This window comes from Nannocystis sp. (assembly GCF_016714285.1).
GTDB lineage: Bacteria > Myxococcota_A > Polyangia > Nannocystales > Nannocystaceae > Nannocystis.
In genome coordinates, this window is sequence record NZ_JADJNN010000015.1 from 139,699 (window position 1) to 161,620 (window position 21,922).

Genomic DNA, 21,922 nt, shown 5'->3' on the forward strand with positions numbered 1-21,922 from the left:
TGCGACGCCGGGTCGAGGCGCTGCGCGGGCTCCTCGATCAGGCGCGCGCCCTGCTGAGCACCGGCAAGTATGTGAGCGGGGGGGATCAGGCACTGTATTGCGAATCGCGGGCCGCGGGCCTTCGATTATCCGCCGCTCACGGCGGAGGCGCTGGTGCTGGCGGCGGAGCTGCACGACGCGGCCGGTGAGCCCTTCGCGGCCGAGCAGACGCTACACGCGGCGATCCGCAGCGCGTCGGCAGGGACGCGCGACGACCTGCTCGCGCAGGCATGGATCGATCTGATGCATGTCGCGGGGCTGCAGCTCGGGCGCTTCGCGGAGGCGAAGGACTGAGCCGGGTCGCCGACGCGGCGGTGGTCCGGGTCGGCGACCCGCCGCTGCGGAGCCCGGCTGCTGGGCGGCGAGGGGGCGCTGCTCAAGGCTGCAGGCGCGTACGCGCCGGCGCTGGCGAAGTTTCGCGCCGCGCTCACGCTGCAGCAGCAGGTGCTGTCCGCGGACGATCCGCGGCTGGCAGATTCGTGGACGAGTGTGGGCAATGCATCGCGTGAGCTCGGCGACTTCGCCGGGGCGCTCGAATGTCATGAGCGGGCGCTCGACCTGCGACTGCGAGCATTCGGCCCCGATCACCCGGAGGTCGCGCAGGCCCACAATCACCTCGGCTTCGTGCTCGCCGACCTCGGCGCCACGCGGAGGCGCTGGAGCAGCACACGCGCGCGCTGGAGATCGTCCGCGAGGCGCTGCCACCCGGCATCCGGTGGCGACGACGATCGAGATGAGCATGGGCACCGCGCGCACGCAGGCGGGCGACCTGCCGGCAGCCCGGGCCCACTACGAGGCGGTGCTGCAGGCGTGGACGCGGACGCTGGGCCCCGATCACCCCGACCTGGCGCTGATCCACAGCAACCTCGGCGCGCTCGCGTTTCGCAGCGGGGATATCGATGAGGCGCTGACCCAGGCACGACTGCGGTACGATCTTCGAGCGAGTGTTCGGGCCCGATCATCCGCCCCTGGCTGGTGCGCCGAGCCGGTCGGCATGTGCCCCGACCCGCCGAGCGAGCCGGCGCTGGCGCTGGCGATGTATCGTCGAGCGATGGCGATCCGCACGGCCCACCTGCCACCCGACCACGCCGACCTCGCGCACTCGCACAGCAACCTCGCCAGCGCCCTGTACGCGCTCGGCGCCGCGACGAGGCGCTCAGCCACGACCCGAGGCGCTGGCGATCACCGAGCGCACCCGCGGCGGCGAGCACGAGCCGCTGATCCCCCTGCACAGCAACCTGGCGCTGTCCCTGATGGAGTTTCGGCCGCCCGGCGGAGGCGCTCAGCCATTACCATCAGGCGGTGGCGATCGCCGAGCGGGTCTGCGGCGCACAGTGCCCGGCGGTGGTGGTGCCGTGGACGGGGTCGGCGATGCCCTCGGTCGCGCTCGGGCGGGCCAGCGAGGCGGTGCCAGTGCTGACGCGGGCGCTGGCGCTGGCGCACCCGCCTCGATCGACCCGATCGACGTCGCCGGCATCCGCTTCACGCTGGCCCGCGCGCTGTGGACAGCCACCAGGACCGGGCCCGCGCGCGCACGCTGGCCCGTGAGGCGCTCGCGGTCTACGCGGCTGGCGGCGCGGGCCTGGCGGAGCAGCGCGGCGAGGTCGAGCGCTGGCTCGCGGGGCACGGTCGCTGATCACCGCAGGGACGAACCCGGCCCAGGCAGGCCGGCGATCCACGTGCGGGCGGCGCTGCGGTCGCGGCGGTCGAGCTCGAATGTATGGACTTCACCCTGGGTGCGGGTGACGACCCGCAGGGGCCCAAGCAGGCGCCCGATCGTCGCGATGGCGATATCGTCGATCGGGACATGCAGCGAATCTGCCGAGTTTGCGACCTGCTGCTCGGGCGAGAGTCCGCGCAACTCGTCGAGGTGGCGCCGACCCGCCGCCTCGGTCGCGGGGTCGGCCGAGCGCCGGGCGGCGCGGACGATGGCCCCGATGTCGGCGACCAGCAGCGCGCCGATGAGGCCGTCGACCGCATTGTCGCGGTGGAGCTGCCAGCCTGAGACGAAGAACAATCCCTCGCCCGAGAGATACAGGCGACCGAGGTCGACCCGCACGCCATCACCGACAGCAGGCAGCGGTCGCCGGGCGACCTCGATCACGTGCAACACGCCGGCCGGGTCGCTGCGGTAGGGGCCTCGGGACATTGCGGGGAAAGTAGCGCGGGTGTTCGCTGATAACAAGTCGTCCAGTGCCGCCCGGGATGACGGCACGTGGCACGATTACGATGCGGGCGATTGAAGGCGCCGTCCCAGAACGCCAACAAATTCCTGAAAATCGCGGGGTTGCTCGCCCAGCGGTAGGCGGAGCAGTGACTTCGCCACTTCCATGGCCAAGCGCTCCCCTTGCAAGAACTTACCTGCTCGATCCTTAACACGCATCGACGGCCCGATCGTGGCACGAAGCAGTTCCTTGCCTGACATGACGTCGAGCCAATGACCGGTGCCGAAAACGAGGTCGCCCACTCCGCCTCTCATCCGCGTCAATGTAAGGTCCAGCAAACGCTCGATCTCGTCGTGTTTGTGTCAGCTTCAGACACACACCCGGCGGTTGGCGGAGCTTCCATCGCATTTCCAACCAGACCAACATGGCGGCCTCGAAGTCGAGTCGGCGATTCGCCTCATCCAGGATCAGCTTCCGGACTTCCGATTCTGAAAGCCGAAGGTGTGGGCACTTACAAAAATACAACGGATCGATGAAGTAGTTCTCGAGTTCTCGTTTTCTCCAAACCAACAGATTGTGTGTGGCCGGTTCAGGAAAATTCGCCCAGCTCCTCTCGACAAACGCATCGGGACAACCATCTCGGTCAATCAAGAAATAATAGCTTGGATGATGACCAACCATCGCTTTGGCGGCTTGGTGAATATTCTCGCAAGCACCTAACGCTCGGACCGAAACGCTTGCCATCTCGTTCTGGCGCAAGAGCTCGCGGAGCACACTCGGATCGAATACTGCGTCGTCACGCCCCTCGACGAACACGACGTGCTGCGCCTTGAGTTGAACCGCGTCTTGAGACACTCCGGATAGGACGCGCATGGCGGTTCACCTCACTGATTCGGGACAAGCAGGCGCCGCCGATCCGCGTCCACCGCGTGGAAGACCTGCTCCGAGTGCGTGGCAAGAATGTACTGGTTGTCGGGTCCGACCTTACGCAGTTGCTCCAACAAATCCGCATGCCATTCTGCGTTGAGGTGGAGCTCCGGTTCGTCGACGAGGACGATTGCTGGTACCTCAACACCCTGTCGACGAGAGTAGCGCCAGATCAAAAAGAGCGTCGACACGATCTCCTTCTGCCCTGAGCTCAGTCCATCGAATGCGAATGAGGCTGCTTCACCTTGAGGACGGATTCTAAAGTCTAGAGTATTGTCGGGCAATGGCCGTAACTTTTCGATTACACCTCCGGCGTAACGTAACAATAGCTCGTTGAGGAGATCCACAGTTTCCTCGGAAGTGTGGCGATCGGTGCCCTCGAAGAGCCCGCCCGCCCGATGATGGAGCGCAGCATCTCCATCTTGAACGTGCTGAGCGCGGACATCCGTCCACCACGACGTGTAAATCGAAGTCGATCTCGCGGAGAGAAGTGATCCGACATCACGGCGAGATCCGGGTTGCCCTCCTGCACCTTTCGATAGCTATTAAAATGTAGCAGCGGCGGCGAAAGCACAGGCTCTCCCCCAAGGGCAAGGAGATTGGCTACCATTTCTGCGAGAAACAGACCTCCCTGTTCTCCGCTGCGATTGGCCATGGCCTCTCGCATGCCTGTGTCACCCTTAACCTCTAGACTAAATTCCCCCCCCTTGAGTCGACGGATTAGGAGACGGACTGCAACCATTCGCGAATCAAGCGCGAAGGTCCCGTTGATCTCCGCTTCGGTCTGACCTGAGCGGATTAGGAGGTCCGCGAGGTCAACGAACCCTTCGCGGTCGAGTACCGCTTGATGAAATAGCTTCTCACCGAATGTTGTGGCGAGGAACAAGAGCCCGATACACTCGAGAACAGACGTCTTACCCCCACCATTCTGGCTACCGAGAACAATGATGTCGAGATCCTCGGGCATCTCAGGAGCCGGGAAGTCGATGCTAAGGGCATCAAGCCGCTTATAGTTCCGGACCTCAAGACTCCGGATCTTCACGGTGGGGGGGCTCTTCGGCGCAGACATCGAGAGGGATGGTCCTAGAGGAAAGGGTGGCCGGTCTGTCGGCTGGTTTCATGACCCAGATGCGTCCGCGCAGTCAAGTTTTCGCCCAACGGATAGCCGAGTGGCGGCGCAAGATGCGCACTTCGTTGAGACCGGTCGAAATCCAACGTCGAACCTGTAGAAAAGCAAGATTAGTGTGTTGAATCCCGACACGCAGAACTTGTGCCGGGTCCCCATATCCACGAGATCGGGTCTCGGGCCCTTGACGACCGGGGTGAGGATGGCCTCGACCTGACCGAATCCCCCGATGATATGCAGTGTCGTGGCACGATGAATGGGATGACCTGGAGGTGGCGGCGGCGATATCGTCGAGCGGACGTACAGCGAATCTGCCGAGTTTCTACCTGCGGCTCGGGCGAGCGCCCGCGCGGATCGTCGAGGTGGCAGGGAGCGCGGGGGACCGATAGCGAGGGTAGCAGGAGGCCTCGCAGCCTGGAAGGGTCCGAGGAGCCCGTCGCTCAGCCATCGAGAGCGCAACGAAATCCGGTCTCACGTGTCTCCCCCTCATCGTCTTTGCCGCCGCCCTTGTGGCGTGATGTCGCCAGAGAATAGCCCACGGCGCTCAACGACCAGGCGCCCCACCCCGCACCCCGGCGAGCCACTGATTCCCCGGTCGGCTCGCGCAGCGGATCCACCGTGGGCAGCGCAGCGTATCCGGCGGAGTCGTAGCCATCAGCGGCCCATTCGGCGACATTGCCTGCCATGTCGCACAGACCGTATACCGATGCTCCGCGCATACAGAACATCGCCACCGGAGTCAGCGTGCGGTACTCCTCGCGGTACGGGCATTCGGGACCGGGCTTGTTCCCGGCGATGTCCCAGGGCTTGAAGTTGGCGTGTTCGCAAGTCGGTTCATCCATGCCCCATGGATACTTGCGGCCATCGGTCCCTCGCGCTGCCTTCTCCCACTCGGCCTCGGTCGGTAGGCGTTTACCCTGCCACGCGCAATATGTATTTGCCTGAGACCAGGTTACTGACGCGGCCGGCATCTCGGCGAGGGCTGGGACGAAATTGCTCATACCGTCTACACCCCGGTTCCACTCCACGTCCCACTTGGGCGGGGGCACGCAGATCCCAGCGTTCAGGCACTCTCGATAGGCCCCCTTGGTCACCTCGGTGCGATCGATCCAGAAGGCCGACACCGTGACCTCGCGGTACGGGAGCTCGCTCTTGGCACAGGAACCGGAGAATTCGTCAGTATCGAAACCCTCGTGACAACCCATCCAGAACGGCCCCGCCGGGACGTGCATCATCCCATCGCGCTCCTCCGTACAGGTGCCCGTGTTTGCTGTACAGGTGCCCACGTTGCAGCTCTGGTCAGGACGACACGCGCACCCCAACGTTCCGCAGGGGCAGGCATCGTCGGTCTCACAGGCTGGGGGAGCGGTGGTCCCGGTGCCGTTGCTGGTCGTGTCGATGGTCGCGCTGGTAGCCGTCGTTTCGCTCGATCCGACCGGGGATCCACCGCAGGCCACGACCAGAACAGCGATGCTCGCGCAGCTAAACGAAAGTTCCGCACATGACCGCGCCATGGCCGGTAGTTTCCATGCGGGCATACCTTGATGAAATCGGAAGCCCGGGGCATGTCAAGCTGCACGCGGATGGACGAACCCCCCACTCGCTGCTCACTTGGCCGGCGGGCCCTGGACGCTCAGCGTGACCGCGGCCTCGCCGAATTGTTTGTGGTTGTCGGTCGCGCGCAGGGTGATGCGGTGCTTCCCGGGGCTCAGCTTGCGCAGCACGATCCACGGGCCCTGGCCGAGCTCGCCGTCGCGATCGGAGCGCCAGCGAAACGCGGACGCGGCGGTGATCGGGCCGTCCTCGAGGTCGAACGCGGTCCCCGCGAGCACCAGCGGGTTCGCGGAAGTCAGCGCGATGGGCTTCGCGCCCGGGCCGGTCACATCCGTGGGCGCGTCGAGGTTGACGCGCGGCGGCTTGCGGGCGACGACGAAGCTCGAGGTGCGGGCCTCGGTCGTGCGGACGCCGTCGGAGCTGAGGACGCGGAGCACGGCCGCGTCGCCGCCTGGCAGATCGCGGAGATCGACGGCGAGCTTGGGCTGCGACTGCGCCACGGCCACCGGCCGCCAGCTGTCGCCGCCGTCGGGGCTGTACTCGATCGAGTGCACCAGCGTATCGCCGTCGCTGTCCTTGGCGGTCCACGTGAGCGGCGCGGAGCCGCTGGCGGCGAGCTTGGGGTCGAAGGTGAGGCCGTCGATCTGCGGCGCGCTGGCGCTGACGATCCGCTCGGCGATTGGCTTGTTCTTGCTGCGCAGCACGATCTTCGCGGTCGCCGGGTCGTACGGGACGATCACCGCGAAGGGCTGCGGCGCGCCGGGCTTGGCGTCGTGGGCCACAACGTCGAAGTCGTGGCGCAGCAGCGCGGCGCCGCCGCTGTCCACCAGGGTGAGGCTGTAGCGCTTGCCCTGCGAGGTGCTGCGCAGATCCTCGCGGCGAAAGATCTGCTCGAAGGGCGCGAAGCTGGCCTTGTCGCCGCGCAGCGTGCCGCGGACCAGCAGCCAGGGGCGCTCGGCGGGCGGAGCCTGGAGTGCCCACATACCCGGCGGCGGCGCGACGAAGCCCAGCATCGTCGACGCGGGCGCGGGGCGGCGCAGCTCGGCCCGCTCGGCGCCGTCGGGGCAGCGCAGCGCGCCGTTCGTGGTGCGATCGATGAGGCGACAGTAGGTGTGCGGCGAGACCCACTGCGGCCGCGCGTAGGACATGATGTCGTGGGTGTGCCCGCCGTTCCAGGTCGCAGGGACGATCTGGAAGCTGCGCGAGGCATATGTACGCAGTCCGGGGTTCGGGCCGATCGCGGCGTGGGCGTAGGGGTGGTCCTCCCAGGTGGGGCCATCGTTCTGGTGGTCGGCGCTCATGACGTTTGAGTCGTGGACGTGGAGGAGGCCGTAGAAGTGGGCGACCTCGTGGGCCATCACCTCGCCGCCCTGACCGCCGCGGACGTTGTGGCCGAACATCACGTTGAGCCCGCCGTACTCGACGCCGCAGCCGCAGCGCGCGTCGGGCATCAGCATGTAAAGCCCGTGCTCGGGGCCCTGGGGCAGGCGGGCGACGGTGTTGACGGCCCACTGATAGGCCTCGCGCGCGTGGGCCGAATCGTCGGCCCAGTCGAAGGTCGGCGGCGAACCGAGCATATACGCGGGCACCACCGTCGCGGACGAGACCGGGAACAGGCTGCGGGTGTAATCGACGTGCTCGTTGAAGTCCGAGAACGGCGGCGCGGCCTGGTTGCCGAGGGGGTTGGTGGTCGAGGTGGTCGCGTAGGTGGCCCCGTAGAACCACAGCGCCTGGTTCGCCGCGAAGCGGACACGGCGAGCCAGGACATTGTTGGTGAGCGACTGCTCGGCGCGCTGGGTGACGGACGAGACGCGGACCTCGAGGTCGCGCTCGCCGGGCGTGGTCTGGTCGAAGTCGAGGAGGAAGTTGAGGCTGCCGGTGACCATGTTGCGGTCGCCGGGCAATGGCGTGACGGAGATCGTGCTGCTCGAGTTGTTGGTGATCGGGCCGAGCACGCGCTCGCCGGCCGAACCGCCGCCGACGTTGCGCACGGCGAGGGTGCCGGTGACGGCGTCCCAGCGGCCGCGCGAATCCTCGACGCCGCGGATGTATACGCGGACGAGCGTGCGCTTGCCGCCGATGAGGGGGATGCGGTTATCGGGGACCTGGATCGCCTGGGTGACCTCCATGCCGGTGACCACGAGGTCGCCGACCGGGCCGAAGAAGAAGTCGTCGACATTGATGTGACCCCAGGGGCCGCTGGCGTTGTCGACGACGCGCAGCCGCGCGGTGCGGCCGATATAGGTGGGGGTATCGAAGACCTGGCGGATCATGGTCTCGTCATTGCGCCCGGTGACGGCCCGCACGACCACGTACTCGCCGTCGGGGAGGGTGACGCGGGCCCCGAGCGAGGATCGCCGGCGCCAAGGGCTGCTCGCCGGGCGCGACGCGGACGAGCAGCTCGACGCGCAGGCGCTGGAGGTCGTTGCCGCCGCCGACCAGGAAGCTGATCTCCGGGACCGTGACGACGAAGGGGTCGGACAGCAGGGTGCCGGTCGGGCGTCGCCGTTGTCACCCTCGTAGGTGCCGACCCAGCAGCGGCCGAGCTGACCGGGCGAGGTCCAGGCCGACGCGCGGCGACGGTGTTGCCGACGATCGGTTGGTTGCTGAAGGCGGTGCCCGTGGCGCTCCAGCCCTGCAGGTCGCAGCGCTCGAAGCCCCACGGCGACTCCGGCGGCGGCGCAGCGACGGCGGCCCCGGCGTGCAACAGGGTGAGGATGGCGAGGGATGGGAGGGTGCGCGATTGGAAAGACATGGCGAGCGGTGTCGCGGTAGTTCCTTTGGCGTCGCGGCGAGATTGCGGGGGGAGAGAATTATTTTTTTGCGCGATCGTGGGCGGTGAGAAAGGCCGGGGCGAGCAACGTGGTAGGCTGCCGCGCCATGAGCTCCGATTCGGACGCAGCCGCCGCCAGACTCCGCACCGCGCTGGAGCTCTCCGAGCTCGCTACGCGGATGATGGAGCAGAACCTGCGCCGCCGTCACCCCGCGGCGAGCAACACGGAGATCCGCAAGCTCCTCGGGATCTGGCAGCGCACGCGGCCGGGCGCCGAGGACGGCGACTGCGTCGGTCGACCGATCGCCCTGTCGAGGTTCGGCGTGTGAACGAACTGGTGCGGGCACTCGCGGCGATCGCAGTGGAACTGGAGTGGTTGAGACGCCCATGGGCGCTCGTCGGCGGACTCGCCGTCAGCGCGCGGGCTGAGCCGCGCACCACGCGAGACGTCGACGTCGCGGTGTCCTTCCTCCGACAAATCCTGGATCGACGAGATCCCGTTTAGTGGTCATGGCATCTCGCAGGCAGAATCTGCGCTGCAAACCCAACCATCCACGGTACTTGGCCTTTGTCAGCCCCCGTCGCGCCCAGTGCCCGTCGCCGCCCACCGCCCGTGCCTTCGTTCGCGAGATAGGCCGTGACGCGCGAGGCGAACCGGCGGGGAGCGGGGAGGACCAACGCCCCTCTTGGGTCCACCAGCGTTCGGCTCAACATGTGCATCGTGACGCGATTATCTCCCCGCGCGTTCGTGCTCCGCGATGAACCCCCGCAGCTCCGCGAGCTCCGCCTCGCGCGCCGGCCCGCCCTCCGCGAGCACGCCCTCCGCGAGCCGGGCCAGCGCGAGCGCCCGCGCCTGTTTCGCTGGATCTCCGGCGAGCGCCTGGGCCAGCGCAAAGCGGATGCTTGCGACTTGCAGCGGGTCCTGCTCACTGGCGACGGCCGCCGCCTCGGCCGCCTCGAGCTGCGCCACCGCCTCGCTCACGCGACCGCGGGCCAGCGCGACGCGACCGAGGCCGGCGCGGGCGGACGCCAGGTCGAAGTGGGGGTGGGCCGGGTCGGCGGTGTAGAGCGTGACGGCCCGCGTGAACGCGGCCTCGGCCGCGGCCAGGTCGCCGGACGCCAGCGCGAGCTCGGCGAGCGACACCAGCAGGGTCCCGAGCTCGGGGTGGTCCGGGCCGAGCAGCTGCTCGCGCAGGGTGAGCGCCGACTGGAAGGCGCGGCGGGCCGCGTCGCGGTCGCCCGCCGCGAGCCAGGCCTCGCCGAGGTTCGCGTCGGCGTAGGCGATATTCGGGTGGGCCGGGCCGAGGCTCGCTAGCAGGTCGGCGCGGGCCCGCTCGAGCTGGGCGACCGCCTCGCTGTGGCGACCGACCTGGCTGAGCTGACCGCCGTAGTTGAGGCGCAGGCCGGCGGTCTGCGGGTGGGCCTCGCCGAGCGATCGCTCGCGCAGCGAGAGGCCGCGCTCGAAGGTCGCCAGCGCCTCCGCGCGGCGGCCCTGGTACGACTGCACATTGCCGAGGTTGTTGAGCACGCCGCCGAGCTCCGGGTGCTGCGGGCCGAGGCTGCGCTCGAGCAGCGGCAGGGCCTCCTGCAGGTCGCGCTCGGCCGCGGCGTTGTCCCCGAGGGCGACGTGCACGCTGCTGAGGCCGGTCAGCGCCGCGGCGCGTCCAGCCGGTGAGAGCTCGCGGATCGCGAGGGCACGCTGATAGCTGGCCGCGGCCGCGGCATATTCGCCGCGTGCGACCTGGACGGCGCCGCGTGAGCGATCGAGACGGCTCTGCAGTTCGGCCGGCGCGTGGACGCGATCGACGACGGCCGCCGCGATCTCGGCCCAGCGTTCAGCCTCCTCGGGGCGGGCGAGTCGCTGGCCGAGCACGCCGACGCGCCAGGTCGCGGCCTCGGCCCGGAGCTCGTCGTCGCCGGAACGATCGGCCAGGGCGATCGCGGCGCCGAGCTCGGCGTCGGCGTCCTCGTAACGTCCGAGGCGCTCGAGCAGGCGACCGCGGGCGAGCCGGGCCGCGGCGGTGAGCGGCGCGTAGTCCAGCGGGATGGCGAGAGCCAGCGCCGCGTCGGCCCGCACCAGGCCCGCCGGGTACTGGCCGGTCCGCTCGCGGGCGTCGGCGGCGTCGATCTCGGCGCGCGCCGCTGCGAGCTCCTCGGCGCGCTCTGGCGGCGGGTCGAGCTGCCCTGCCCTTTGCTGCAAGCTCGCGACATCGGCGCAGGGCGCCAGCGGACGCAGCTGGGCAGCGCCGCGGGCCGCCTCGTCGAGCGAGGCGGCGTCGATCGTCGCCAGGGCGTCGCGGAGGGCGGCGAGCTCGTCGCGGCGGCGCTCGAGGCAGCTCATGCGCAGGTCGAGGGCGGCGCCCGACTGCTCGCCGCGCTGGTGCGCGAGGCAGGTGTCGGTGTGGGCGGCGATCCAGTCCGTCGCATATGCATCGAGGCTCGCGGCGACGCGCTCCCAGGTCGCGGTCGCGCGATCGAGGTGGGTCGCCAGCAGGGCGCCGCGGACCCGCTCGCGCTGGGCCTCGTCCCACACACCTTGCATTCGCCCGGCCGCGCCGGTGCAGGTCGGCGTCACGGCCGGCTCGCGGACGATCGCCAGGCCGGCGAGGCCGAGGCCAGTGACGAGGCCAGTGACGAGACCGAGGCTCACGCCAATGCGTCGGCGCCGGACCGCCGGGTCGTACGCGAGGGCGGCGAGCAGCGCGTCCATGTCGGCGAAGCGCGCCTCGGGCCGCGCGGCCAGGCCGCGGCGCAGCGCGGCGTTCACCCGCGCCGGCACCTTGCTGTCTCTCGGGACAGGTGTGAACATTCCCCGGCTGGCGTTGCGCCACACCTCGGCGATGGCCTGGCCGGCGAAGGGTCGCTGGCCGTGGAGCGCCTCCCACAGGGCGACGCAGAAGCTGAACTGGTCGCTGCGGGCGTCGGCGCGGCCGTCGATCTGCTCCGGGGACATGTACGCCGGGGTCCCGACCGCGGCGCCCGCGGCGGTGAGCGAGCGCTCGAGCGGGGCGCTGCGCTCGAGGGTCGCCAGGACGCCACCGGTCATGGTCGCGGCGCGGGCGTCATCGTGGCCGTCGAGCGCCCGCGCGAGGCCGAAGTCGGTGACCTTGACCTCGCCGTTATTGCTGACGAGGACGTTGTCGGGCTTGAAGTCGCGGTGGACCAGGCCGGCCGCGTGGGCCGCGGCCAGCCCGCGCCCCGCCTGCAGGAAGCAGGCGAGGCGCTCGCGCCAGGTGTGCGTCGGAGCCAGCCACGCGCGCAAGGTGACGCCGCGGATCAGCTCCATCACCACGTAGATCTGCGCGTCGTGCTCGCCGGCCTCGTACACGGCGATCACGTTGGCGTGGGCGATGCGGGCCATCGCCTGGGCCTCGCGGAGCAGGCGGGCGCGACTGTCGGGGTGGACCAGCAGCGCGGCGCGGACCAGCTTGATCGCGACCTTGCGGTCGAGCTGGCGATCGTAGGCGAGGTAGACGACGCCCATGGCCCCGGCGCCGAGGCGGCCGAGGACGACGAAGCGGCCGAGGGTCGCGCCGTCGGGCAGGAGCTCGTCGACCGGCCGCGGCGCGAGCGAGAGCGCGGCGGAGGTGGCGAGCCCGGGCGCATCGGTGGCCTCGCGCGCGTACGCGGCGAGCACGGCGGCGCAGCTCGAGCAGCCGGCGAGGTGGACGTCGATGCGCTGGCGCTGCGCTGGCGTGGCGACGCCCTCGAGCAGCGCGGCCAGCTCGGACTCGTCGGGGCAGGTGGCGGTGGCGGTCACGCCTCACCGAGGCCGCGGCACAGCGAGACGTTGAGGTCGCTGCGGATCAGCCGGACGATGCTGGCCAGGGCGACGCCGCGGTCGCCGAGCTGCTCGGCCAGCAGGCGCCCGGTCTCGGCGACCAGGCGCTCGCGGGCCTCGGCGAGCCAGCGCTTGCCGGTCGCGCGGTGGACCTTGTAGATGCGAGCGATGTCGGTGGCGCTCAGGCCCTCGACCGCTTGCAAGCGGAGCAGCGCGCGCTGCTCCGCGGTCAGCAGGGCCAGCGCGGCGGTGAAGGCGGCGCGAAACTCGGCCCGGTAGTGGTGCTTGAGGTGCTCGAGCTCGGGGTCGTCGCCGACCTGCTCGGCGAGGCGCTCGGCGTCGGTGAAGTTGTCGCGGCGGTCTCGCTTGCGCCGCTCGAGGTCGATGCGCAGGCGCAGGGCGACGACCTTGAGCCACGCGCGCAGCGAGCCCTGGCCGCTGTACTCGGCGATCCGCGGCGGGCGACCGTCGGCGGCGATGAACAGGCGGGCGAGCAGCTGTTGCCGGAGGTCTTCGGGGTCGCTGCCGCCGATCGCCAGGCGGGCGAACGCGGCCGCGAGCTCACCGGCGTAGCTGCGCTGGAAGGCGGCGATCGCCGCGGTCTCGCCGCGAGCGCAGGCGCCGGCGAGGTAAAGGTCGTCGCTGCACAGCGGCGCGAGGCCGATCGCGGGATCGACGTCCGCGGGGACCCGGGTGCGCAGGAGCTCGACGAAGTCGGCGTCGCTGAACGCGAGGCCAGGCCAGGCCTGACGGGCGGCGCCCAGGCGAGCCCGCAGGAACAGCTCGAGGGCCGGGCGCGCCGCGACCGGGACGGACGGGAAGCGATCGGCGAGCGGGGTCGGGTCTGGCGAGGACATGGCGCGCTGGCCGGGCGGGCGACGATCGCACGAGGCCCGCCGCCGCCGCAAGCTCGCGGCCGACGCTCACTCGCCGTCGCAAGCACCAGGCCCGTCGCCGTCGCAGGCTCGCAACCCACGCTGACTCGCCGCGAGCCCGGGCGCTCACTCGCCGTCGACAATGCGCTGAAGCTGGGCCGCGAGCTCGGCGACCAGCACGGTGTCGGGCCCGCCCGCGAAGGAGCGCAGCGGCAGCGCGCGGCGGAACATCCAGGCGCCGGAGATCAGCGCGAGCAGCAGCGAGGCGCGGGCCTCGGCGCGCGGCGGGCCGAGCCAGCGCGCCAGCGGCTGGACGATGCGGGCGGTGAACAGCTCGGTCGCCAGCCCGCGCACCTCCTCGTCGCCCGCGGCCAGCAGCAAGATCGTCAGGATGTCGGCCTCGGGGCGCGGCTTGCTGAACAGGTGGCGCGCGATGTGCCGGCCGAGCACGCCGCGCTCGGCCGCGAGGAAGGGCTCCAGCGCCAGCTCGCCCGCGATCGCGGCGACGAAGAGGCCCTGCTTCGAGCCGAAGTAGCGGACCACCAGCGCCGGGGTGATGCCGGCCGCGGCGGCGATGTCCCGCATGCCGGACCGGGCGTAGCCCGCGGTCGCGAAGGCCCGCCGCGCCGCCCGCAGGATGTCGGCCCGCGTCTGCTCGGCGTCGCGGAGCCGCGGGGCGGCGGGCTTCACTGGCTGCGCACGCGCCTTGAATGGTTGCGCGAGGGGGGCTGGGGTGGTGCGCTTGCGGGGCGGCATCGATTTCTTGTAAACGGTCGTTGACTTCTACCACGACCGGGCCAAGACTCGCGCCAAGTAAACGTTCGTTTACTGGAGAACGGAGACAGAGCCATGAGCAGCTGGACAGCAGCAGACATCCCCCGGCAGAGCGGCAAGCTCGCGGTGATCACCGGGGCCAACAGCGGGATCGGCTATTACACGGCGCTGGAGCTGGCGCGCGCCGGGGCCACCGTGGTCATCGGCTGCCGCGACGCGGCCCGCGGCGAGGCGGCAGCGCAGCAGCTGCGGGGTGAGTCGGGCGGCGCCGTGTCGCTGGTCCCGCTCGACCTCGCCTCGCTGGCGTCGGTGCGGGAGTTCGCGGCCCGGGTCCGGGCCCTGCACCCGCAGGTCGACCTGCTGGTCAACAACGCCGGCATCATGGCCCTGCCGCGGCGCGAGCTCACCGTCGACGGCTTCGAGCGCCAGTTCGGCACCAACGTGCTCGGCCACTTCGCGCTCACCGGCCTGCTGTGGCCGGCGCTGCAGGCCAGCCCGGCGGCGCGGGTGGTCACGGTCAGCAGCCTGATGGCGTGGAACGCCCGGCTCGACCTCGGTGATCTCCAGAGCGAGCGACGCTACAGCCCGATGGCCACCTACTCGCGCAGCAAGCTGGCGGACCTCGTGTTCATGCTCGAGCTGCAGCGCCGCGCCGCGGGCAGCCATGTGCGCAGCGTCGGCGCCCACCCGGGCGGCAGCAACACCAACCTGCAGCGCCACGCCTTCAGCGGGATCATGGGCGTGATGGGCCAGTCGGCGGCGGCCGGCGCCCTGCCCTCGCTGTACGCCGCGACGGCGCCAGACGTGCAGGGCGGCGACTACTACGGCCCGCGCAGCTGGTTCGGCATGCGCGGCGCGCCCGGTCCGGCCCGCGTGCCCCGACGCGCCCGCGATCCGCAGATCGCCGCGGGATTGTGGGCGGCGTGCGAGCAGCTGACCGGCGTGCGCTTCGAGCTCGCCGCCGCGGGGGCGCAGGCGGCATGAAGCCCGCCGGGCGCCTCACGCGAGCGTGAGCACCCGCTGCAGCTGCGGCCGGCGGTACTCGGCGGCGCCGGTCAGCACGCGCAGGTTGGCCTCGATCTGCGCCTCGCCGGCGCCGTGGGTGTGACCGCAGACCACGGTGATCTGGCGATCGGGGTGGGCCCGCGCCTGCGCGCGCAGGACCTCGCCGACCGCGGCGCAGGTGAAGTAGGGCAGCCAGTTGGCGTCGCTGCGCTGACCCTCGTGCCAGCACGCCTCGGCGAAGGGCGGCACGTGCGTCACCACCAGCAGCTCGGCGTGGCTCGCCAGCGCGGCGCTCACCAGCTGCGCGCACTGGCTCGCCTCCGCGTCGCCGCGGGCGCGCAGCTCGGCGTGCAGGGCCCGGCGATCGACGCCGCGGAGGCGGCTGCGGTCGCGCAGCGCGGCCGGGTCGAGGGTCGCGGCCAGCTCCTCGATGAGGATGAAGTCGTTGAGGAACACCGGCGTGTGCTCGGGGTCGCCGAGGCGGGCGTCGGCCCAGCCGTCGACCCCGATCATGGCTGTCCTTTCGGACAGATGGATCACCCCGCAGGCGGGCAACCAGCGCAGCCGGGGCTTGCGCGCGCAGACCTCGGTGACGGCCTGGCGCACCGCCGCGACCCCGCTGCCGTAGTAGTCGTGATTGCCGAGCACGAAGTAGATCGGGCAGGCGGTGGCGCTGGCGAGCAGGCGCAGGTGGTGCTCGAGCTGCTCGGCGTGCGACAGGTCGCCGCTGAGGATCACCGCGTCGGGGCGGTCGGCCACCAGGCTCGCCGCGAATGCTCGCACTTGCTCGTCGGCGAGGAAATCGAGGTGGATGTCGGTCGCCCAGGCGAGACGCATTGGCGATCAGAATATCCGCTTCATGCGCCGGCCGACAGGGCCGCGAGCTCGGCGTCGCTGGCGGCGCAGCGAAAGCCGTAATGGTGATACGGGCGGTTGCTCGGCACGTGCGTGCGGCGGTAGATCGCGGTCGCGTACTCGGCCTCCCAGTACCACGAGCCGCCGCGGACGACCCGCTCGTGGTGGCGCTTGCACGGGCTCGCCCCGCCGCAGGGGCCCAGCGGATCGACGCCCTCGCAGGCCGCGCCGCAACGCGCGTAGCTCTCGCTGGCCCAGTCCGCGACCCACTCCCAGGCGTTGCCCGACATGTCGTAAAGGCCATACACGCCGGCCGGGCGCGCGCCGACCTCGAAGGTGCGGCCCTTGTCGGGGCGCTCGCCCAGCTTGGCCACGCCGCAGCTGCGCCGGCGCTTCTCCTTGATCACCGCGCGGGCGCAGCTGGCTTTCTCATCGCCCCACGGATACAGCGCGCCGTCCGGCCCGCGCGCGGCCTTCTCCCACTGCGCCTCGCTCGGCAGGTGCTTGCCGTGCGCGGCGCAGTAGGCCACCGCGTCGTGCCAGCTGACGCCGACGATCGGCTGGCGCGGCCGGTCGTAATCGTTGTAACGCGGACCCGCCGGCGCGCAGGCGCCACGCGCCTCGCAGGCCTTGTACTCGGCGTGGGTGACCTCGTGCGTGTCCATGTAAAACGTCTGCAGCCACACCGTCGCGCGCGGGTGGGTGTTCTCGGGGCCGTCGTCGGAGCCGCGCAGGAACGGCCCGCCGGGCACGCAGGCGAGGCCCGCGGGCGGCGTGCGACAGGGCAGCGCTCGCGTGCCGTCGGGCGCGACCGGCAGCGCGGGCTCCACCGCTGCGGGCGACGCGGGCGGGCTCGCGGGCACGCTGGTCGCGGCGATCGGCGCGACCGGGGCCGGGCCCGGCGTCAGCTCGGCGAGCGCGAGCGAAGGGCTCGCGGCGGGCGGTGCTTGCACGTGCACCGGCCGCGGCGCGGGCTCGCGGGCGCAGGCGAGGCCGATGCATGCACACGCGATCGCGGCGGGGCGCACGGCCCCTTCTAACACGCCGCCGGCTCAGCCGAGCACGCGGCGCAGCGCGCGTTGACCGAGCGCCTGGAAGTGCAGGTCGGCGTGCTCGTGGGCCCAGGCGACCGTGGCCATCGCGTGCATCGCCGCGAGCACGCGCAGCTGCTGCTGCTCGACCGCGCCGAGGGCCCGCCCGTAGCCGGCGAAGAAGGCCGCCTCGAGGTCGGGCCGCTCGCCCCACACGTCGGTCCACAGCTTGACGATGTCGAACAGCGGGCAGTCGAGGTGGGCGTGCTCGAAGTCGACGACGAAGAAGCCGCCCTGGCCGGCGATGTGGCCGTCGATCACCGGGCCCGAGACCAGCCAGTTGCCCGGCGTGAAGTCGCGGTGACAGGGCACGCGGCGGACCCCGGCGAACAGCTCCGGATCGACCGGCGCGGCCCGCTCGCACAGCTGGGCGTACTCGTCGGCGCTCACGGCCGGACGCACGCGAGCCAGCCACGCGGCGTGGCGCAGCTGCACCGCCTGACCGATCGACACCGGGTCGCGATCGGGCTCGGGCACGCCATGCAGGGCCCGCAGGAAGTAACCGGCCCGCTTGTGCGCCGCCCGCTCGAGCCCCGCGGTGACCGGCGCCTGCGCGAGCGGCTCGCCGGGCACCTGCGCCAGCACCAGCGCGCGCACCGGGGCGTCGCATACGGCCAGCAGCGAGGCTGTCTCTTCGGGCAGCTGCGGCAGCCAGCGCTGGTAGGCATGGCGCTCCTGCTGAAAGGCGCGATCGCTGCCGAACTGCTTGACGATCACGCCGCCGGCATCGCGGACGCCGCTGACCTGCCACACCCGGCAGGGCCCGCGCGGCGAGCCGATGAAGCGCCAGCGCAGCTGCTCGCTGTCACAGCCGACCTCGCGGGCGACCCGCTGCAGCAGGTTGGCGTCGGCCCCGACCTCGCTGGCACGACCCGGCTGCAGCGGGTCGCGGGGCGGCATCAGCGGCCCCGCGCCCGCAGCGAGCCGAGCGACACGCGGGTCTCGCCGCGGGTGTAGAACCACAGGCCCGCGAGCAGCACCGCCAGCGAGACGAGGCCGCAGGCGAGGCCCCACAGCCAGAACGGTCCGCCGAGGTGACGGGCCATCACCGCGACGTCCGAGGGCATCGCGCCGGCGCTCGACTCGGCGACCGCGGTGAACAGGTAGTCCCCGCGGGTGAACACGCTGAGGGCCAGCTGGACCGCGAGGAACACGAGGATGAACTGCGTCCACGCGGCCGACACGAGCGCCGCGGCCAGCAGCGCGAGGCCGCCGACCACGCCGAGGTAGGCCTGACTGAAGCCCGGGTCGGCGACCAGCACGGCGGCGGCGACGAGGCCCGCGCCGAACAGGCCGAGGCAGACGCGGGCGGCCGCGGGTCGGCGCCCGAGCACGAACCACAGCCCCGCGACGATCGCCGGCCCGAGCAGCCCGCCCGCCGAGACCAGCGCGCCGACGACATCGCCGCCGCTGGTGCTCGTGAACGCGGTGCCCGAGCCGTCGGGGCGGATCACGAAGTGCTCGAGGCGACCGCCGAGCGCCAGCGCCGTCAGCCCGTGCCCGAGCTCGTGCGCCACCGTCGACAGCCACATCAAGGGCACCGCCAGCACCGCCAGCACCGGGATGCGGGGCAGCAGCAGCGCCAGCCCCACGCTCCACAGCAGCACGGTCCGGGCCCGCCGCGTCGCCGCGACCTGGCCCGTGGCCCGCTCATGCGCTCGCGCGGCCATCGACATGGACGGCGATGCTATCACGCCCGCGGCCGGGGGTCCCCCCGCCCCCGCGGGGGCGCGCCCCCGCGCCCCTCCGGGTGCGTGGTGCGAGGCGATCAGTTGGCGCCGCTCTTCACCCAGTTGATCAGGCTGCACTTCTCGGCGTCGGTCAGCGCCAGGCCGTTGAGCGGCATCTGCCCGCCGCCCCCGTTGGGCACGTTGTTCTGCTGGCCGTGCACCTTGTAGAGCAGGTAGCTGGCGTCGATATTGTTGGGGGTGATGCGCTTCATCGACGCCATGGTCGCGTCGATGTTGACGGTGTTGGCCTTGAAGGTCGCCGCGCTGCTCATGGTGAGCCCGCCGGAGCCGCCGACGTGGCAGCCGCACTTGGGCATGATGACGGCCGCGTAGGCCTGCGCGCTGGTGACGTTGGCGGCCACGCACGGCCCGATCGTCAGCGTGAGCGGGACGCACTTGTTCGCCTTGCAGACGTTGCTGGCGCAGTCGCCGTTGTCGACGCAGGCCTTGCCGTTGGCGCAGTCCGGGCAGTCGGTGCCGCCGCAGTCGACGTCGGTCTCCGCCGCGTTCTTGAGCTTGTCCGAGCAGGTCGCCGACTTGCACATGTTGCTGCACGCGTCGGCGTTGCTCATGTTGCCGTCGTCGCACTCCTCCTTGCCCTCCTGCACCAGCATGTCGCCGCACTTGGCCGCCTTGCAGCCGGCGACGCAGGCGTCCGTGTCGACATCGTTGCCGTCGTCGCACTCCTCCTTGCCCTCCGCCACGAACTTGTCGCCGCAGCTGGCGTTGACGCAGGTGCTCAGGCAGGCGTCGGTGTCGATGTCGTTGCCGTCGTCGCAGTCCTCGCCCATCTGCTTGACGCCGTCGCCGCAGCTGCCCGCGGCGCAGGCGTTCGAGCAGGCGTCGTCGTCGACCTGGTTGGCGTCGTCGCAGGCCTCGCCGGGGCCGACGAAGCCGTCGCCGCAGCTCGCGTTCTTGCAGTCCGCGACGCAGCCGTCCGTGTTGTCGTCGTTGGCGTCGTCGCACTCCTCACCGTCGTCGACCTTGCCATCGCCGCACACCGGCGGGGCGCCGCTGGTGCTGGCCGGCTCGCCAGTGCTCTCACCGGCGGTGGTCGGCTGGTCGGTGGTCGACTCGCTGGTGGGGCCGCTGGTGCTGGCGTCGACGCCGGTGGTGGTCGGGCCGTCGCTGGCGCTGGTGGTCTGGCCGTCGCTGGCCGTGCCAGTCGTCGCGGCGCCAGTGCTCTCGCCGGTGGTGCTGGTGTTGTTGCCGTTGTCGCCGCAGGCGACCGCGAACAGGGCGAGAGACAGGGACAGGGTCAATGTACGCATGGGATAATCGGTCTCCAGGAGATCCGAGCGAGGATGCCCGCCGCCGCGTGGGCCGCCAAGCGGGAAGATCGGCGGCGGCGCATGGCCTTCCGCGGCGGCGGACCGCGAGCGGCCCTTCGCCACCCAGCTACACCGCGGGCACGCCGAATCGCTCGCGCAGCGCCGCGATCGGCTGGTCCATCTCATCCCAATAATCGTGCTTCTGCGAGAAGTCGACCGCGGTGCCGCGGCCGCGCTCGAGCGCGCGGAGCACCTTCTCCGGGTCGAACAGCGCCCGCGCGCGGGCCAGCGCCTTCAGCCCCGCGGTGAATTGCAGCAGCACCAGGAACAGCGCGCTGAACGGGTCCTCCTGGCGCATGCCGGCCGTAAATGCCAGCGTCTGCAGCTCGCCCTCGAGGCTGCTGTCGTAGCCCGAGATGATGTGGACGATGTCGTGGTGCACCAGCACCTCGGGCACCGAGCCGGGCTGGTCGGCGAAGGCGAACTGGCGCTCGCGATAGTAGCGCCACAGCTCGCGACCGAGGGTGCCGTCGGGGAGGTTGCCGAGCTGGCGGTAGCGCAGCGCGAGCTCGGCGTTCTCGCGGGCGTGGTGCGGCGAGGCGGCGGCGAGCACATCGGCGGGGAAGAACTGCATGACGCCCTGCCAGCCCTCGCTGGCGTACAGCGTGACGCGCTCGGGGCCACCGTGCGCCGGGCTCCCGCTGGCGCGGCCGGCCTGGCGGCGGTAGTCGTGCATGAGCAGCTGATGATGGCGATAGGCGAGGTCGTGGAAGCTGTGCAGCGCCGCCTCGTCGATGGCCAGCGCGCCGCGGAACCCGGACAGCACCTTCCACTCCTCGGGTGAGATCTGGCCGTCGACGATACCCATCACCAGGCAGGCCTTGAGCGCGACCATGCGGGCGTCGGCGCCGGCCACCGCGACGGCGAGCTCGGGCGCGGTGATCGTCGGCAGGTCGCACGGGTCGGCCTCGACCCCGAGCAGCTCGGCCGACGCGACCAGCATCGTCTGCTCCTTCAACTCGAAATTGCCGTCGGCCATCGCCACGGTCTTGAGCGCGCGGAGGACGGCGAGCGACTCGGAGGGCGAGAAGTTGAACAGCGATTGCATGCGCCCAAGACGCTATCAAAACCCAGGACCGGGGGCAGCCGGCGAAATTGTCGCGTGGGCCCCGACGCGGCCCGCCTGGCCCGACTTGACCGCGACGCGGCGCGCGGTCTATGCCGCCGACCGTGATCACGCTGTACCAGCCGCCGCCCGCCTGGGGGCTCCCCAGCCTCAGCCCGTTCTGCACCAAGGTCGAGACTTACCTCCGCATGGTCGATCTGCCGTACCGCACCCGCGGCGGCGACCCGCGCAAGCACCCGAAGGGCAAGCTGCCGTGGATCGACGACGACGGGCGGACGATCAGCGACTCGAGCGACATCCTCGACCACCTGAACGCCCGCCTCGGCGACCCGCTGGACGGCGCGCTCGATCACAGCCAGCGGGCGCTCGCCCACCTGGCCCGGCGCACCGTCGAGGAGCACCTCTACTGGTGCCTCGTGTACGCTCGCTGGGTCGATCCCGGCGGCTTCAGCTTCACGCGCGAGGCATTCGAGAAGCTGCTCCCGCCGGTGATCGGCAAGCTCCTGGTCCACCAGGTCATTCGCAAGAAGATCGTCGGCGCCCTGCACGGCCAGGGCCTCGGCCGCCACGCGCGCGCCGACATCTACCGCCGCGGCTGCGAGGACCTCACCGCGATCGCGGTGCTGCTCGGCGAGCAGCCCTACTTCCTCGGCCCGAACCCCACCTCGATCGACGCCAGCCTCTACGCGCTCACCGGCGGCATCTGGCTGCACCCCGCCGACAACCCGATGAAGCAGCACATGGCCGCCCTGCCGAACCTGGTCGCGTACAGCGAGCGCATGCACAACCGCTACTTCGGCGAGCGCCCGCCCGGCGGCACTGTTCCTTGA

At 71.1% G+C, this 21,922-nt stretch carries 21 protein-coding genes and 1 pseudogene; 7 read left to right on the top strand and 15 right to left on the bottom strand.

Annotation, left to right across the window (positions count from 1 at the left end; all coding sequences use genetic code 11):
* The first annotated feature begins 153 nt into the window (after window positions 1-153).
* The 4 genes and pseudogenes from IPJ59_RS24655 to IPJ59_RS24660 all read left to right on the top strand — a co-directional run bounded on the left by IPJ59_RS24655 (window position 154) and on the right by IPJ59_RS24660 (window position 1,675).
* Window positions 154-333, top strand: a complete 180-nt coding sequence (locus IPJ59_RS24655) for a hypothetical protein (protein WP_293273546.1) — start codon at window positions 154-156, stop codon at window positions 331-333.
* 60 nt (window positions 334-393) lie between these two features.
* Window positions 394-672, top strand: a pseudogene (locus IPJ59_RS38075) (tetratricopeptide repeat protein); the annotation flags it as partial.
* 106 nt (window positions 673-778) lie between these two features.
* Window positions 779-1,459: a tetratricopeptide repeat protein gene (locus tag IPJ59_RS38080; protein WP_366524675.1), complete on the top strand. Its 681-nt coding sequence runs from the start codon at window positions 779-781 to the stop codon at window positions 1,457-1,459.
* 81 nt (window positions 1,460-1,540) lie between these two features.
* Entirely contained in the window at window positions 1,541-1,675 is a 135-nt protein-coding gene (locus IPJ59_RS24660; RefSeq protein WP_293273547.1) for a hypothetical protein, read from the top strand.
* Here IPJ59_RS24660 and IPJ59_RS24665 read toward each other — a convergent pair whose 3' ends face one another.
* The 6 genes from IPJ59_RS24665 to IPJ59_RS24690 all read right to left on the bottom strand — a co-directional run bounded on the left by IPJ59_RS24665 (window position 1,676) and on the right by IPJ59_RS24690 (window position 8,084).
* The gene (locus IPJ59_RS24665) at window positions 1,676-2,188 is read right to left on the bottom strand and encodes a hypothetical protein (protein ID WP_293273548.1); all 513 of its coding nucleotides are present in this window, start codon (window positions 2,186-2,188) and stop codon (window positions 1,676-1,678) included. It lies immediately after the preceding gene.
* 75 nt (window positions 2,189-2,263) lie between these two features.
* Window positions 2,264-2,506: a hypothetical protein gene (locus IPJ59_RS24670; RefSeq protein ID WP_293273549.1), complete on the bottom strand. Its 243-nt coding sequence runs from the start codon at window positions 2,504-2,506 to the stop codon at window positions 2,264-2,266.
* A gap of 582 nt (window positions 2,507-3,088) precedes the next feature.
* The gene (locus tag IPJ59_RS24675) at window positions 3,089-3,478 is read right to left on the bottom strand and encodes an AAA family ATPase (protein WP_293273550.1); all 390 of its coding nucleotides are present in this window, start codon (window positions 3,476-3,478) and stop codon (window positions 3,089-3,091) included.
* Complete coding sequence (locus IPJ59_RS24680; protein WP_293273551.1) at window positions 3,433-4,173, bottom strand: P-loop NTPase family protein; 741 nt, start codon at window positions 4,171-4,173, stop codon at window positions 3,433-3,435. Before IPJ59_RS24680 ends, IPJ59_RS24675 begins: the two co-directional genes overlap by 46 nt.
* A 524-nt stretch (window positions 4,174-4,697) precedes the next feature.
* Window positions 4,698-5,492: a formylglycine-generating enzyme family protein gene (locus IPJ59_RS24685; RefSeq protein ID WP_293273552.1), complete on the bottom strand. Its 795-nt coding sequence runs from the start codon at window positions 5,490-5,492 to the stop codon at window positions 4,698-4,700.
* Between the two features lie 372 nt (window positions 5,493-5,864).
* The gene (locus IPJ59_RS24690; protein ID WP_293273553.1) at window positions 5,865-8,084 is read right to left on the bottom strand and encodes a hypothetical protein; all 2,220 of its coding nucleotides are present in this window, start codon (window positions 8,082-8,084) and stop codon (window positions 5,865-5,867) included.
* Window positions 8,085-8,691: 607 nt separating this feature from the next.
* Between IPJ59_RS24690 and IPJ59_RS24695 the strand changes: the two genes are divergently transcribed.
* Complete coding sequence (locus IPJ59_RS24695; protein WP_293261077.1) at window positions 8,692-8,913, top strand: hypothetical protein; 222 nt, start codon at window positions 8,692-8,694, stop codon at window positions 8,911-8,913.
* Window positions 8,914-9,314: 401 nt separating this feature from the next.
* Here IPJ59_RS24695 and IPJ59_RS24700 read toward each other — a convergent pair whose 3' ends face one another.
* The 3 genes from IPJ59_RS24700 to IPJ59_RS24710 all read right to left on the bottom strand — a co-directional run bounded on the left by IPJ59_RS24700 (window position 9,315) and on the right by IPJ59_RS24710 (window position 13,996).
* Window positions 9,315-12,344: a serine/threonine-protein kinase gene (locus IPJ59_RS24700; RefSeq protein ID WP_293273554.1), complete on the bottom strand. Its 3,030-nt coding sequence runs from the start codon at window positions 12,342-12,344 to the stop codon at window positions 9,315-9,317.
* Window positions 12,341-13,222, bottom strand: a complete 882-nt coding sequence (locus tag IPJ59_RS24705) for a sigma-70 family RNA polymerase sigma factor (RefSeq protein WP_293261082.1) — start codon at window positions 13,220-13,222, stop codon at window positions 12,341-12,343. Before IPJ59_RS24705 ends, IPJ59_RS24700 begins: the two co-directional genes overlap by 4 nt.
* Before the next feature lie 144 nt (window positions 13,223-13,366).
* Complete coding sequence (locus IPJ59_RS24710; RefSeq protein ID WP_293273555.1) at window positions 13,367-13,996, bottom strand: TetR/AcrR family transcriptional regulator; 630 nt, start codon at window positions 13,994-13,996, stop codon at window positions 13,367-13,369.
* Window positions 13,997-14,089: 93 nt separating this feature from the next.
* Here IPJ59_RS24710 and IPJ59_RS24715 point away from each other — a divergent pair, with 93 nt between their 5' ends.
* Complete coding sequence (locus tag IPJ59_RS24715) at window positions 14,090-14,998, top strand: oxidoreductase (RefSeq protein ID WP_293261088.1); 909 nt, start codon at window positions 14,090-14,092, stop codon at window positions 14,996-14,998.
* Window positions 14,999-15,013: 15 nt separating this feature from the next.
* On the opposite strand, the gene IPJ59_RS24720 is transcribed toward IPJ59_RS24715, so the two are convergent.
* From IPJ59_RS24720 to IPJ59_RS24745, 6 genes are all read right to left on the bottom strand, one after another.
* Window positions 15,014-15,856 (bottom strand): metallophosphoesterase, encoded by an 843-nt coding sequence (locus IPJ59_RS24720; RefSeq protein WP_293261091.1) that lies wholly within the window; start codon window positions 15,854-15,856, stop codon window positions 15,014-15,016.
* Window positions 15,857-15,876: 20 nt separating this feature from the next.
* A complete protein-coding gene (locus tag IPJ59_RS24725) occupies window positions 15,877-16,902 on the bottom strand; it encodes a formylglycine-generating enzyme family protein (protein ID WP_293273556.1) in 1,026 nt (341 codons plus the stop codon).
* A 24-nt stretch (window positions 16,903-16,926) separates the two neighbouring features.
* Window positions 16,927-17,865 (bottom strand): aminoglycoside phosphotransferase family protein, encoded by a 939-nt coding sequence (locus IPJ59_RS24730; protein WP_293273557.1) that lies wholly within the window; start codon window positions 17,863-17,865, stop codon window positions 16,927-16,929.
* The gene (locus IPJ59_RS24735; protein ID WP_293273558.1) at window positions 17,865-18,641 is read right to left on the bottom strand and encodes a M50 family metallopeptidase; all 777 of its coding nucleotides are present in this window, start codon (window positions 18,639-18,641) and stop codon (window positions 17,865-17,867) included. Before IPJ59_RS24735 ends, IPJ59_RS24730 begins: the two co-directional genes overlap by 1 nt.
* 92 nt (window positions 18,642-18,733) lie before the next feature.
* Complete coding sequence (locus IPJ59_RS24740) at window positions 18,734-19,966, bottom strand: DUF4215 domain-containing protein (protein WP_293273559.1); 1,233 nt, start codon at window positions 19,964-19,966, stop codon at window positions 18,734-18,736.
* Window positions 19,967-20,093: 127 nt separating this feature from the next.
* Window positions 20,094-21,074: a hypothetical protein gene (locus IPJ59_RS24745; RefSeq protein WP_293273560.1), complete on the bottom strand. Its 981-nt coding sequence runs from the start codon at window positions 21,072-21,074 to the stop codon at window positions 20,094-20,096.
* 122 nt (window positions 21,075-21,196) lie between these two features.
* Here IPJ59_RS24745 and IPJ59_RS24750 point away from each other — a divergent pair, with 122 nt between their 5' ends.
* Complete coding sequence (locus IPJ59_RS24750) at window positions 21,197-21,922, top strand: glutathione S-transferase family protein (protein WP_293261109.1); 726 nt, start codon at window positions 21,197-21,199, stop codon at window positions 21,920-21,922.

Coding starts and splice junctions, on each gene's coding strand:
- IPJ59_RS24705 (WP_293261082.1), bottom strand. CDS start 13,222: ATGTCCTCGCCAGACCCGACCCCGCTCGCCGATCGCTTCCCGTCCGTC.
- IPJ59_RS24690 (WP_293273553.1), bottom strand. CDS start 8,084: ATGATCCGCCAGGTCTTCGATACCCCCACCTATATCGGCCGCACCGCG.
- IPJ59_RS24730 (WP_293273557.1), bottom strand. CDS start 17,865: ATGCCGCCCCGCGACCCGCTGCAGCCGGGTCGTGCCAGCGAGGTCGGG.
- IPJ59_RS24740 (WP_293273559.1), bottom strand. CDS start 19,966: ATGCGTACATTGACCCTGTCCCTGTCTCTCGCCCTGTTCGCGGTCGCC.
- IPJ59_RS24695 (WP_293261077.1), top strand. CDS start 8,692: ATGAGCTCCGATTCGGACGCAGCCGCCGCCAGACTCCGCACCGCGCTG.
- IPJ59_RS24745 (WP_293273560.1), bottom strand. CDS start 21,074: ATGCAATCGCTGTTCAACTTCTCGCCCTCCGAGTCGCTCGCCGTCCTC.
- IPJ59_RS24665 (WP_293273548.1), bottom strand. CDS start 2,188: ATGTCCCGAGGCCCCTACCGCAGCGACCCGGCCGGCGTGTTGCACGTG.
- IPJ59_RS24685 (WP_293273552.1), bottom strand. CDS start 5,492: ATGATGCACGTCCCGGCGGGGCCGTTCTGGATGGGTTGTCACGAGGGT.
- IPJ59_RS24715 (WP_293261088.1), top strand. CDS start 14,090: ATGAGCAGCTGGACAGCAGCAGACATCCCCCGGCAGAGCGGCAAGCTC.
- IPJ59_RS38080 (WP_366524675.1), top strand. CDS start 779: ATGGGCACCGCGCGCACGCAGGCGGGCGACCTGCCGGCAGCCCGGGCC.
- IPJ59_RS24720 (WP_293261091.1), bottom strand. CDS start 15,856: ATGCGTCTCGCCTGGGCGACCGACATCCACCTCGATTTCCTCGCCGAC.
- IPJ59_RS24735 (WP_293273558.1), bottom strand. CDS start 18,641: ATGTCGATGGCCGCGCGAGCGCATGAGCGGGCCACGGGCCAGGTCGCG.
- IPJ59_RS24710 (WP_293273555.1), bottom strand. CDS start 13,996: ATGCCGCCCCGCAAGCGCACCACCCCAGCCCCCCTCGCGCAACCATTC.